Annotated in this window: 9 protein-coding genes; 5 read left to right on the forward strand and 4 right to left on the reverse strand. The window is 70.1% G+C overall.

The window, feature by feature from the left end:
* Positions 1–261 precede the first annotated feature (261 nt).
* Together AAFU51_15570 and AAFU51_15575 are read right to left on the reverse strand one after the other, a co-directional pair.
* Positions 262–2,886, reverse strand: coding sequence for a serine/threonine-protein kinase (locus tag AAFU51_15570; GenBank protein ID MEO1572675.1), 2,625 nt, complete (start codon positions 2,884–2,886; stop codon positions 262–264).
* A gap of 103 nt (positions 2,887–2,989) precedes the next feature.
* Entirely contained in the window at positions 2,990–3,559 is a 570-nt protein-coding gene (locus tag AAFU51_15575) for a sigma-70 family RNA polymerase sigma factor (protein ID MEO1572676.1), read from the reverse strand.
* 192 nt (positions 3,560–3,751) lie between these two features.
* Between AAFU51_15575 and AAFU51_15580 the strand changes: the two genes are divergently transcribed.
* The 3 genes from AAFU51_15580 to AAFU51_15590 all read left to right on the forward strand — a co-directional run bounded on the left by AAFU51_15580 (position 3,752) and on the right by AAFU51_15590 (position 6,548).
* Complete coding sequence (locus tag AAFU51_15580) at positions 3,752–4,435, forward strand: sensor histidine kinase (GenBank protein ID MEO1572677.1); 684 nt, start codon at positions 3,752–3,754, stop codon at positions 4,433–4,435.
* A 93-nt stretch (positions 4,436–4,528) separates the two neighbouring features.
* Complete coding sequence (locus AAFU51_15585; protein MEO1572678.1) at positions 4,529–6,124, forward strand: T9SS type A sorting domain-containing protein; 1,596 nt, start codon at positions 4,529–4,531, stop codon at positions 6,122–6,124.
* Positions 6,125–6,245: 121 nt separating this feature from the next.
* A complete protein-coding gene (locus tag AAFU51_15590; protein MEO1572679.1) occupies positions 6,246–6,548 on the forward strand; it encodes a DUF3817 domain-containing protein in 303 nt (100 codons plus the stop codon).
* 1 nt (position 6,549) lies between these two features.
* On the opposite strand, the gene AAFU51_15595 is transcribed toward AAFU51_15590, so the two are convergent.
* Positions 6,550–8,142, reverse strand: coding sequence for a peptide ligase PGM1-related protein (locus tag AAFU51_15595; protein ID MEO1572680.1), 1,593 nt, complete (start codon positions 8,140–8,142; stop codon positions 6,550–6,552).
* 177 nt (positions 8,143–8,319) lie between these two features.
* Here AAFU51_15595 and AAFU51_15600 point away from each other — a divergent pair, with 177 nt between their 5' ends.
* Positions 8,320–9,747 (forward strand): HTTM domain-containing protein, encoded by a 1,428-nt coding sequence (locus AAFU51_15600; protein MEO1572681.1) that lies wholly within the window; start codon positions 8,320–8,322, stop codon positions 9,745–9,747.
* Positions 9,748–9,769: 22 nt separating this feature from the next.
* On the opposite strand, the gene AAFU51_15605 is transcribed toward AAFU51_15600, so the two are convergent.
* Complete coding sequence (locus AAFU51_15605; GenBank protein ID MEO1572682.1) at positions 9,770–10,033, reverse strand: hypothetical protein; 264 nt, start codon at positions 10,031–10,033, stop codon at positions 9,770–9,772.
* Between the two features lie 103 nt (positions 10,034–10,136).
* Between AAFU51_15605 and thyA the strand changes: the two genes are divergently transcribed.
* Positions 10,137–11,057, forward strand: coding sequence for a thymidylate synthase (gene thyA / locus AAFU51_15610; GenBank protein MEO1572683.1), 921 nt, complete (start codon positions 10,137–10,139; stop codon positions 11,055–11,057).
* Positions 11,058–11,154 lie beyond the last annotated feature (97 nt).

Below are 11,154 nucleotides of genomic sequence, written 5' to 3' on the forward strand. Positions count from 1 at the left end.
TTGGCGGGGAGCTATCGAGCGATGGTGCAGTTGGCGATCATGGAGCGCTACCTGCGCGAATATCCAGACAGTGCCTAATGCGCCGCCTGCAAGCACGGCGACCTGCCGAGCAGGTGCGCATCCTAGCCGCCAACCTGCCACCCCTCCGGGACGAGTTGGAAGCGGGCTGTGTTGTGGTGCTGGACGAACGACGCGTTCGTGTACGGAGATTGCCGATCTGACGACCCCTTCCAGATACGAGTCTCAAATCCGAGCGTTGAGCTAAGGCGTCTGCAGTCGAGGCGCGAGGCGGGCGGCGAGCACCGCCGGAGCCTCGGCGAGCACGGCCTGCGCGGCCTGCCGGGACGCTTCGCTGCCGTCGCAGGCGGCGAGGGCGCTGTGGAGGCGCAACGTGGCCTCCAGGCTTTCATCGGCCTCCGCTAGGCCTGCCTGGAGGTGCGGGCGCGCCTGGTCGCAGTCGCCGACCTCCACGAGCGCGTCGCCGAGGAGGAGGCGCGTCGCGGGGACCTCGGGCTGGTCGGGCAGGGCCTGCTTGACGCGCAGGGCCGACTCCAAGAGGCGCACGGCCGCAGCGGCGTCGCCCCCGTCGAGCAGAGCCTGGGCAAGGGTAGCTTCGAGGCGGGCCGTCTCGGGACTATCGTCGCCGTAGGTGGCCCGCGTGATGCGCTCGGCGTCGCGGATCGGCGCGATGGCGTCAGCGGGGCGGCCCTGGTCGGTGAGGATCTGTCCGAGGGTCGAGAGGGTGCGTGCCACGCCGGGGTGGTCGGGGCCGAGGGCAGCCTGGCGTAGTGATAGCGCCTCGCGGGCGCGCGTCTCCGCCGCTGCAAGATCGCCCTGCATGGCTGCATAGATCGCGAGGTTCGAGACGGCGCGCGCCACCGACGGGTGGCCGGGGCCCAGCGCCCGCGCCGCCACGTCCGCCGCCTCGCGAGTCACACGTGCAGCCGCGTCGAGGCTGTCGAGGCGGAAGTAGAACGCGCCGAGCGACGTGAGCGTCGACGCAATCTCGGGATGGGCCTCGGGCAGCCGGCGGCGTTGAACGGTGAGCGCCTCCTGGAGCAGCGCCTCGGCGGCCTCGGTGTCGCCGCGCTGCGCGAGCGTGAAGCCAAGGCGAGAGATGACATGCGCGCGCGGGAGTTCGCCGTCGCGCCCGACGCTGGCGTAGAGGTCGGCGCTCTCACGTAGCAGGCGGACGGCCTCTTCGTTGTCGCCTTCGATGGACCGGAGAGCACCGAGCATGCCCAGCGCCGAGGCTCGAGGTGCGGCGCTGCGAGCGCGGGCGAGGGCCACCTGCGCGAGCGAGTCCGCTGCGGCGTAGCGCCCGGAGGCGACGGCCCAGCGGCCGAGGGCGCGGTAGCTGTCCGAGAGGGCGTCGGCTTGCCCATCGGTCTCGGCCTGCTCCGCGCGCAGCGCAAGGGCGCGGCTGAGGAGCGGCTCCGCTTCGTCGTAGGCTCCCAGCTCCACGTACGCCTGTCCGGCGGCGTCGAGGACGGCGGCCTCTGCGGCGGGGTCGTCGCCCAGGCCCGCGAGCGCTCGCCGCGAGGCCGCGTCGAGGGCGGCCTGCACCGAGCCGCTGCCCGTCGTGCTGCGTGGGTTGGCCTCGGCCACAACGCCCCGCAGGAAGTCGGTCACGCGAGCGGCGCGCAGCGCTTCGGCTTCGGCCCGGTCGCGCTCGGCAGAGGCGCGGTCGAGCGCGACGGCGAGGGCCCCCACAAAGGCCAGCAGCAGCACGAGCGCCCCCGCCGCGAGCGTCACGCCCAGACGATGGCGGCGCACGAACGCGCGGGCGCGGTAACGGCGGGTGCCCTTGCGCGCGTGCACCGGAAAGCCGTCGAGGTAGCGCTGGAGGTCCCTGGCGATAGCGTCGGCGGAGGCATAGCGATCGTCGGGGGCCGCGCGGAACGCCTTCGCACACACGGCGTCAAGGTCGCCGCGCAAACGGGCTGTGAGCGCTGTCGGGGTCGTGCCAATTGCTGTGGCTGCCTCCGCCGTGACCGCGCGGCTCGGCTGCGATTCTGGACCGTCGGGGCGCGCGCCGGTGAGCAGTTCGAAGAGCAGCACCCCCAGCGCGTAGACGTCGGCGGCCGTCGTCACGACCGCGCCGGCTTTCTGCTCCGGGGCGGCATAGGCCGGGGTGAGAGGCGCGCGTGGCCCCTGCGTGAGGTCCGGCGCGGTGTCGTCGAGCAGTCGCGCCACGCCGAAGTCGAGGAGCTTGACGCGCGGACGACCCTGGTCGTCCTCGGTCACCAGCACGTTCGACGGCTTGAGGTCACGGTGGACGACGAGCCGTCGGTGCGCGTAGGCGACGGCCTCGCAGACTTGCACGAAGAGCCGGAGCCGGTCATCCACGCCTAGCTGGTGAGCTGAGGCGTAGTCGGTAAGCGGTTCGCCCTCTACATACTCCAGCGCGAGAAACGGTCGCCCATCGTCCGTCTCCCCCGCGTCGAGGAAACGCGCGACGAACGGGGCATCCAGGCCAGCCAGGACGGCACGTTCGCGGCGGAAGCGGGCCAGCACGTCGGCGGTGTCCATGCCGCGACGGATTACTTTGAGCGCGACCGTTTGCTCGGCACGCCCATCCACGCGGCGCGCGCGGTAGACGGTGCCCATGCCGCCGCGTCCCACCTCCGCCTCAACGGACCACGGACCGACACGGTCGCCCGGATGCAGGTCGGCGTCGGCTCGAACGGCGCCGTCCAGTGCATCGCGAGGGCCCGCCTCGAAGAACTCCGTAGCCAACGCATCCAGGCACAGGAGCGACGCTACCTCTGTACGTACCTCGGGGGGCTCCTCGGCGAGGCGCGCGTCACGCTCGGTAGGTGCGAGGTCAGCGACCGCCGCGAGTACGCGGGCGACATGGTCCCAGTCGGGAAGCGAAGGAGGCACAGCAATAAGGAGGTTGGACTACAACAAGAGGCGCGAAGTACCGCACAGGTGGGAGGCGGCCTGTCCAAACAGCAGCGCGCCGTCGCCGGGGGCGCTGCCAGGCTCAGGCCTCAGGCGCTGCAAGTTGCCGCAGAAGCCACGCCCGCGCGGCGCGCCAGTCGGCCTTGACCGTCCCGTCCGAGACGCCGAGCGCTGCGGCGGTCTCGTCGATGGTCAGCCCGGCGAAGTAGCGGCACTCTACGACGCGAGCGGCGCGCTCCGCGCGCTCCGCGAGGCGGTCGAGTGCTTCGTCGAGCGCCAGGAGCGTCTCGGGGCGACTAGGGTCGGGGAGCCCGTTTGCGAGGCTGTCTAGTCCGGCGTGGACGGCTCCGCTGCCGCGCTTGGCGGCGACCCGTGCTCGTGCCCAGTCGATCAGCACGCGACGCATGACGCGGGAGGCGAACGCGAAGAAGTGCGCCCGGTCCTGCCAGGTCGTCGCCTCGACATCGACCAAGCGGAGGTAGGCTTCGTGGACCAGGGCGGTCGTAGCGAGGGTGTGGTTGGCCCGTTCGTTGCGCAGGTGGCGGTGGGCGAGCGCCCGGAGTTCGTCGTAGACGAGCGGGTAGAGCCGGTCCCCCGCAGCCGCGTCGCCCTCGGCGACCTCGTGGAGCAGCAGGGTGAGGTTGGGAGCCAAGAGGGGAGCAGGTCAGGGGCGGTTGGCGGCGGCGTCCCAAAGAAAACGAAGGGGGGGCTTCCCAATCCACCCCCGGATCTCGCCAATGAGGTAAAGATGTGCACATGTCGCAAACATCCTCTTTCGTTATTCCCCCTCCCCATGCGCGTTCCTACCTCCAGGCGTCATCGACGTACGACGCAACGGGCAGCGGTGCAGCGTCGTCTCCACGACGAGCGCACCCGCATCAGCCAGGACCTCCACGACCACGTCGGAGCTCAACTCTCTGCGGTGCTCTCGGGCATTGATCTGGCCCGGCTCTCGGCGTGCGGCAGCGTCTTCCCGGATAGCACCGCCGCCACGCTCGACCGGATCGAGGCCCACGCGCGCGCAGCGATGGCGCACCTTCGCGAGACCGTGTGGGCCCTCCACCACAAGACCGTGCCGCTCCCCGCCTTTCGCGACCGGCTACGCAGGTATGCACACGGTCAGGTCGCGCTCCGCACCGACGCCCCCACCACGCACTGTCGCCTCGACACGACCGCCCTCGGCAAGGCGCTGCCCCCCGTGCTCGCGCCGATGCAGGCGCTGCACCTCTACCGTATTGCGCAGGAGGCAATCCTCAATGCGCTCAAGCACGCTGGGGCGTCCCGCCTGGACGTGGGCCTCATTGTCACACCGAACGCGCTCAAGCTCGTCGTTCGCGATGACGGCTGCTTCGCCGCCGAGGCACCCATGCAACCGATTCCGTCTGGCTACGGCCTTGACGGCATGCGCCGCCGCGCGGAGCGGCTGGGCGGAGGCTTCAGCTTGACCACCGAGGGCGGCACGACCGTGCGTGTCACGCTCCCGACCAACCCGGTGTCGGCGTCGCTTTCGGAAAAAACCGCTAGCTGACTGCCCATTCCTGCGCGTGCTCCCGCCTTTGGAGATGTAGCCCCGATCTCCGGCACAACCCCTCACCAGCTGACGCTTCCTGCGTCTCCCTCCATGCGTTTTGTCACCCTCTGTCTTTTGCTGCCCCTGCTCCTGGGGCTGAGCACCTCGGCGGTCGCCCAGGTCACGTTCCTCGACACCGACACGCGCGCCCCTCAGGGCGACGGCTTCCCTGGCGATGGCTACGGCAACGCCGTGGCGCTGAGTGCGGATGGCCGTACGGCCGTTGTCGGTGCGCCCTTCTCGAACGGGACTGAGGGGGCCGTCCACGTCTTCCGCAACGAGGGCGGCACGTGGGTGCACCAGCAGCGCCTCTCCCTCACCGAAACGTCGCCCGGCGAGGGCGCGCTCGGGTCCACGCTCGGCGACGCGGTCGCGGTCAGCGCGGACGGCTCCGTCATCGTCGCGACAGCCCCATTCTTCCGCAACGAAGACGGTCCGACGATGACGGGCGGGGCGTTCACGTTCGAGCGCGGCGGCGACGGCCGCTACACAAAGACCGCCGACCTGATCACGACGAACGTGCGCGGCTCCGACGTCTTCTACTTCGACGTGGCCATGAACGACGACGGCAACCGGGTCGTCCTCTCCGCCGTGACGGCCGACCCGGCCACCGCGCGCACGACCCCGACCGTGCTCACGTTCGAGCGCGTGGGCGGCGCTTGGACCGAGCGCGCCCCCGCCCTCGCCACGCCTGCCGAGGGCGACGCGTTCGCCTTCGAGAGCGCGGGGCAGGCCATTGCCATCAGCGGCAACGGGCAGACCGTCGCCATCGGCAACGTGACGCTCTACAACGGACAGGGGGCCGCCCTCCTCTTCGACTACGACGGGACAACGTGGCAGCCGCGGGGCGAGGTGCGTGTCCCCGGCGCGTCCACCTTCGGAAGCCCCTCGAACGTGGCACTCGACGGCGACGGCGACGTGCTCGCGGTCACCGACCGCAGCTTCAGCAGCTTCAACGGACGCGTCCAGATCTACACGCGCTCGGGCAACGCCTGGACCCAACAGGCCGAGCTCGTCCCGAGTGATGGCGGCGCGAGCGCGGCCGGTGTAGGGGAAGACTTCGGTCTCGGCCTCGCCCTGCGTGCCGACGGCCGCGCGCTCGTGGCCACGGCTCCGTTCAACTTCGACTTCCCGACGACCTTCCGTGGGCGGATCTACGCCTTCGAGAACACCGGCGGCGGGACCTGGGTGGAGCGGGAGAACATATCACTCCCCGCTGGCGAGGCGGAGGAGTGCCTCTCGGTCGGGCTGAGCGCAGACGGCGCGACGACGCTGCTCGGCTGCAGTTCCGTCCCGGACGTACCAGGCGGCCTCTTCGGCGTCGCCGTCGTGCTCGAAGACCTAGCTGTCGACGCTGAAGCAGAAGGCCCGACGCCTGTGACATTTGGGCTCGGGGTCGCCCCCAATCCGGTGGGAGCAGGGCAGGCCACGTCCGTGCGCCTCGACCTGGACACGGCGTCCGACGTGCGCATCGAGGTGTTCGACGTGCTCGGCCGCCGCGTCGCCACGCTGCACGACGGTCCGCTCAGCAGCGGGCCGCAGGCGCTCGCCCTAAGCACGGCCGCCTACCCGAGCGGCCTCTACCTCGTCCGCGCCACCATCGAGGGAGAGGCGGCGGCAACCCGTCGCCTTTCGGTGGTTCAATGACGAGCGCATGCCGTGCCCCACCGTCTCCTCGAAGGTTCAGGGGAGGCCGAGGAGCACGGCAACCGGCTGTCGCACGCGTGGTAGCAGCAGCGTCTGTTTCTCTGATTCTGACCCACGCGTCATGCTCTCCTCGTCTATCGGTCGGCTGCGGCTGGCTGGCCTCGTCGAAGGCACCTCGTTCCTGGTGCTCCTCTTCATTGCAATGCCGCTGAAGTACCTCGCCGATCAGCCCGAGGCGGTCTCGGTCGTCGGATGGGTGCACGGGGCGCTGTTTGTGCTCTTCGGCGTGGCGCTGCTCATCGCCATGCAGGACGAAGGGTGGTCGCTGAAGAAGGCCGCCGTGATTTTCATCGCGGCCGTGGTACCGTTCGGCCCATTCGTGATCGACCGGCAGCTCAAGCGCGAGCAGGAAGCAGCGGCGTAGCCTACGCGGTCTCCCGGTCGAGCAGCGCCACCGTCTCGTCGTAGAGCGCCTGGGCGCGCTTGGGCGTCGCGCCGATGCAGAGGACGCCGAGCTTGCCGAACTCGGAGAGCGCGCCGATGAGGTGGAACACGACGCCCTCCTGCGTGGCCCCGTGGAAGTGCAGCCCGTGGTAGACGGCGAGGTCCACGAGGTCGTAGGGCGTGAGGCCGCGGTAGCGCTCGCTCGTGAGGTTGTCCGAGGCGTAGTAGTAGCGCGGCTGGCCTGACGGCGTGCGGTAGAGGCCCGTCTCTGAGTCGTAGGCCCCGTCCGTGAGGAAGTCGAGCATCAGGTAGGGGTGCGTCGTCCCGCCCTTGCGCAGGTTGATCTCGATGGCAACGTAGCGCCACCCGCCGTCGGCTTCGGGGTCTTCGACGCACAGAAAGTCGACGCCGAAGCGGCCGAGGGCGCCGCGCTCGGCGAGAACGGCTCCGATGCGCTCGCCCGCGTCTTGGAGAGCAAGCCGGTAAGGCGCGGCGGCGGGGAACGTGCAGCCGAGGAAGACCTGGCCGCTCGGTCCGCCAAGCACCTGCTCGTGCGTCGAGATCACGGAGGCGCGGCCCGTTGGGTCGACGCGGCACTGCACTGAGGGCGAGGTCTTGCGCGCGCCGTCGACGAACGCTTCGACAATGCCGCCCATCGCGGCGAACGAGGCGGCGTAGTGGTCCCAGGTCTCCGTCTTCGCCTCGAACTGGAGGCGCTCGGGCAGTACGTCCGCGATCCAGCGTTCGAGCGTGTCGCCTGAACAAAGCGAGGCGGGTGCGCCTGCGTAGGAGAAGATGGCGTTGCCCTCGCCGCTGAACCCCTCGTCGAGCTTGACGACAGCCTTGCGCAGCGCTGGGTTGCGCTGCTTCAGCACGGCGAGCGCCCCGGCGATCTCGGCGGGCGTGTGCAGGTGCTCGAAGCCGTCGGGCAGCGGGACGCCGGCCTCGCGGAAGATTTCGCGGCTGCCGCTCTTCGTGCCGAGGTGGCGCAGCGCCGGATCGCAGGCGTAGAGCGGGATGCCGAGGCGCACGGCGAGCGTCCGCTCTAGCTCGGTCGCGTTGAAGACGGTGAGGTGCGCCGCCGCGGGGTCGTCGATCTGACGTCGGATGCGCTCAAGGAGGCGCGGGCGGTCGAGGAGCTTCTGCGTGAGTGGCCGGTCGGAGTGGTCGTGGCAGGCGAGGAGCATAAGGCGCTCGCGGGCGTGCACGCTCGGGACGCCCGCGAGCAGATTGAGCACATAGTCCACGATGCCCGGTGGCAGCGGCTGGCTCGTCACGTAGACCACGCGCGTGCGCGGCATGCGCAGCAGCATCAGCGCGAAGAGCATGCGCTCCTCGTAGTGGGTCGCGCCGTCGATCTTGCGCAGTTCGTCCTGCGGCAGCGTCAGGCTCGGCACGACGACGACCGTGCGCGGCGCCTTCGAGTCAGGAAAGACGTGCTCGAACTGGTCCAGGAAGGCCGTCTGGAGCGCCGCGAAACGAGCGCCCTCCTCGGGCGATCCCGATGCAGGCCCGGCCCCGTTGCGCGGGAGGTCGACGGGGGCAACGCGCGGGGGATCGAGGTCGAGCAGCATGGCCGGGAGAGGCAGACGAGACGGGACGCGCAACATGGTAGTGGGAGGCACGCCCTGCCCTTGCGCTGTCGCTTCCGTGCGCGTCTGTGAGCGATTCCCCCACAGACGCGCACAGCAGGGTAGGCTAAACATGCAGGGCTTGAGCGGCGATACTCCAGGGGTCTGTCCTCCCTCGCCATGCGTGCCAGTCTAGCCCGTCTCCAGCGCCCCGTCCACGCGGCGTCGCTCGTGGCCTTCCGGGTCGCCTTCGGCGCGGTGATGGTGTGGGAGGCGTGGCGCTATGCATCGAAAGGCTGGATCGAGCGCTACTATGTCGATCCGGTGTTTCACTTCTCGTATCCGGGCTTCGACTGGATCGCGCCGTTGCCCCTGGGCGACATGTATGCCGTGTTCGCAGCGCTCGCGATCGGCGGCGTGGGCGTCGCGCTGGGCTGGCAGTACCGCATCACGGCCTCGATGCTCTTCGTGACGACGGCCTACGTGTTCCTCCTCGCGCCGGGGCACTACCTCAACCACGTCTACCTCCTCGTCCTGCTCGCAGGACTCCTCGCCGTCGTCCCCGCGCACCACGCCTACTCGGTCGACGCCTGGGCACGGCGTCGGCGGGCGAGGCGCACCGGCGCGGACCCGCCGCCGACCACGGTGGCGGTCTGGGCCGTGTGGCTCTTCCGCGCGCAACTCGGCATCGTCTACACCTACGCGGGCATCGCCAAGCTCAACCCGGACTGGCTGCGCGGCGAGCCCATCGGGACGTGGCTGGCTAGGCGCGCCGACTACCCAGTGCTCGGCCCCCTCTTCGCCGAGCCGTGGGCGGGCGTCGCCTTTGCATGGGGCGGCCTCGCGCTCGACCTCTTCGCGGTGCCGTTCCTGCTGTGGCGACGGACGCGCCTCGCGGCCTACCTCGCGCTCGTGGTCTTCCACCTGATGAACGCCTGGATCTTCACGATTGGCGTCTTTCCGTGGGCGATGATCGCGCTCACGCTGATCTTCTTCCCGCCCGACTGGACCGTCGCCCTGACCCGGCGACTGCGCCGAGTGCGGGTGGAGGCTCCGGCCCTGCTCACTCCGGCCCGCCCTACGCCGCGTTGGCTGCTCGCGGGCGTGGCCGCGTTCCTCGTCGTGCAACTGCTGCTCCCGCTGCGCCACTGGGCGGTCCCGGGCGACGTGGCGTGGACGGAGGAGGGCCACCGCTTCGCCTGGCGCATGAAGCTGCGCAGCAAGTCCGTGGACGACGCGCGCTTCTTCGTCATGGACCGCGCTACGAACTCGGTCGAGGTCGTCGATCCGGACGAGGTGCTGGCCTACTGGCAGGCCTCGTTGATGATCAAGCGGCCCGACATGATCCGCGAGTTCGCGCACTACCTCGCCGAGCAGGCCGCGCTGGACGGCTACGATGTCGCAGTCTACGCCGACATCGTGGCGAGCCTCAACGGGCATCCCGAGGCGCGCCTCATCGACCCGGACGTGAACCTGGCCGCGGAGCCGCGCACGCTCGGGCCTGCGGCGTGGATCCTACCGCGCACCTCGGCCGCAGCGCAGGACACAGAGCCGCTCGCCGCCGACCGCTGGATCGGTCCGCCGACGCAGACCACCTCGGCCGAGTGAACAGGACTACGCGTGAGCAGGGCTATGCGCGCTCGACCGTGACGGCGGTGCCGTCTTCGAGGTCGAGCAGGATCGTCCGCTGATCGTCTGAGAGGCGGTACGCCTTGATGTCGTCGGGGAAGACCTCGGCGGGCGTGTCCATGTAGAACATCGCGTCGGCGACGACCTGCCAGTCCTCGGGCGTGAGCGCCACGAGCGCCGCGCCGTCCTCCTCGACGTAGGGGGCGTAGTTGATGACCTTGGTGAGGTGGTTGATCGCCTGCTTGACGTGAAGGCCGGGGTCCATCGAAGTGCGGGTGTGGAGACGTGGATAGGGCGTGGAAAACCTACGCGCAGGTTGGGCCCAGGCTCCGTGTAAGTTTCGAGACTGTCGCCTCTGCCCCACTGCCATGCAACTCGCCGCCCCTCCTCGTCTCGGCCATATCTACGAGCACGCCGACGACGCCTACCTCGACCTTGTCCGGCATGTCCTCGCCACGGGCGTGCGCAAGACCAACCGCACCGGCACGGACACGCTCTCCAGCTTCGCGGCCTTCTACAGCGTGGACCTCCAGGCAGGCTACCCGCTCCTGACGACGAAGAAGGTCTACTTCAACTCGATGTGGCGCGAGGTGCTGTGGTACCTCTCCGGCGCCGACCACATCCGCGAGCTGCGCCAGCACACGAAGATCTGGGACGCCTGGGCCGATGCCGACGGCAACCTGGAGACCGCCTACGGGCGCTTCTGGCGGCGTTTCCCGATCCCCGCCGAGGGCGGCTGGCTCGGCAGCGAGGTCTTCGCCGGACCCGATCACCCGAACGTCCAGGAGGAGGCCGACGGCTCGCTCTCGTTCGACCAGATCGGCTACGTGCGCGACGAGCTGCGCCGCAACCCGATGAGCCGCCGCCTCGTGGTGAGCGCGTGGCACCCGGGAAACGCAGCCGTGAGCAAGCTGCCGCCGTGCCACTACACGTTCTGCTTCAACGTGGAGCCGCGCAGCCAGGGGCCGGACCTGCTGCACTGCCACCTCACGCAGCGCTCGGCCGACATCGCGGTGGGCGTGCCGTTCAACCTCGCCTGCTACGCGCTCCTCACGCAGGCGCTCGCGCAGGAGGTCGGCATGGCCCCGGGCCGCTTCGCGCACACGCTCATCGACGCGCACATCTACGTGGACCACCTCGACGGGCTGAACGAGCAACTGGCCCGCTCGCCGCGCGCGCTGCCGACGCTGGCCATCGCCGCGAAGCCGCTGGACGACCTGACGTTCGAGGACGCAACGCTCTCTGGATACAACCCGCACCCCGCGATCCGCTTCCCAGTGGCGGTCTAGCGGACGACGGTGAGGCGACGTGTAAGCACGGTGTCGCCCGCCTCGGCGCGCACCACGTAGACGCCCGCGGGCAGCACCGCCGTGTCGAGCGCAAGCC

The sequence above is a fragment of the Bacteroidota bacterium genome (genome assembly GCA_039821555.1).
GTDB lineage: Bacteria > Bacteroidota > Rhodothermia > Rhodothermales > Rubricoccaceae > JBCBEX01.

Excerpts from the sequence above, each read along its gene's own strand:
- AAFU51_15595 (MEO1572680.1), bottom strand. The coding sequence starts at position 8,142 with ATGCTGCTCGACCTCGATCCCCCGCGCGTTGCCCCCGTCGACCTCCCG.
- thyA (MEO1572683.1), top strand. The coding sequence starts at position 10,137 with ATGCAACTCGCCGCCCCTCCTCGTCTCGGCCATATCTACGAGCACGCC.
- AAFU51_15590 (MEO1572679.1), top strand. The coding sequence starts at position 6,246 with ATGCTCTCCTCGTCTATCGGTCGGCTGCGGCTGGCTGGCCTCGTCGAA.
- AAFU51_15605 (MEO1572682.1), bottom strand. The coding sequence starts at position 10,033 with ATGGACCCCGGCCTTCACGTCAAGCAGGCGATCAACCACCTCACCAAG.
- AAFU51_15585 (MEO1572678.1), top strand. The coding sequence starts at position 4,529 with ATGCGTTTTGTCACCCTCTGTCTTTTGCTGCCCCTGCTCCTGGGGCTG.
- AAFU51_15600 (MEO1572681.1), top strand. The coding sequence starts at position 8,320 with ATGCGTGCCAGTCTAGCCCGTCTCCAGCGCCCCGTCCACGCGGCGTCG.